This window comes from Streptomyces alkaliphilus, from assembly GCF_014141535.1.
GTDB lineage: Bacteria > Actinomycetota > Actinomycetes > Streptomycetales > Streptomycetaceae > Streptomyces > Streptomyces alkaliphilus.
On the sequence record NZ_VKHT01001484.1, the window covers coordinates 1 to 861 of the forward strand.

The window sequence follows — 861 nt, forward strand, 5'->3', positions numbered from 1 at the left end:
GTGGAGCACCAGCGCCCAGCAGGCGGCCACGAGCGCCAGCGCGCCGCCGGTCACGGCCGCCGCCCGGGCGCGCCGGGCCGGGGCCCCGAGTCGGTTGAGCAACGGCGGGCCGAACCCGGTGACGGCGCCTGCAGGGTCCCCGGCTTCGCCGCGCCAGTGGGCGAGGTTGTGGCGGGTGGTGAGGGTTTGGGGGTGGTCGGGTCCCAGGACGCGGACCATGTCGGTCAGGAGGTTTTCGCAGGCGGTGGCTGCGCCTTCCGCGTCGCCGGCTTTGCCGTGCCAATGAGCGAGGTTGCCCCGGGTGGTGAGGGTGTGGGGGTGGTGGGGGCCCAGGACGCGCAGGCGATCGGCCAAGAGTTTCTCGGTGGCGGTGACGGCGCCCACTACATCTCCGGCCTGTCCGCATAAGGCGGCGAGGTAGAGGCGGGCAGTCAGAGTCTCAGAGTGGTCGCGACCCAAAACGCGGAGTTGGTCCGCCAGGAGTTCTTCGTAAGCAGTAATGGCACCGGGCACATCTCCTGCCTGGCCGCGCCAATACGCCAAGTAGAGGCGACTGGTCAGGGTGTCGGGTTGATGGCCGGGTGCCGGGTGCCGGGTGACGGTGTCCAGGAGGCGTTGGTGGTACTTGATGGCGGCTGCGACCTGGCCGGCTTCGCCCAGGCTCCGGCCTGCGCGGAACAGCACCGGGTGGGTGTCGGGTCGGTGCAGATCCTCTTCGGCGAGGCCGGTCAGGGCGGTGGTGTTGGCGCGCAGCACGCCCGCGAGGGCGGTGTCGGGTTCGGGGTCCGGCCACACTGCCACCAAAGCGTCGGCCGCCACCCGGGCCACCGCGTGGTGGCGTTCGGGGGAGCGGGTGGGATG

General features: G+C 71.9%; 1 protein-coding gene. It reads right to left on the reverse strand.

Annotation, left to right across the window (positions count from 1 at the left end):
* A partial coding sequence (locus FNQ90_RS25235) for a tetratricopeptide repeat protein (protein ID WP_182608433.1) occupies positions 1 to 861 on the reverse strand: 861 nt, incomplete at both ends.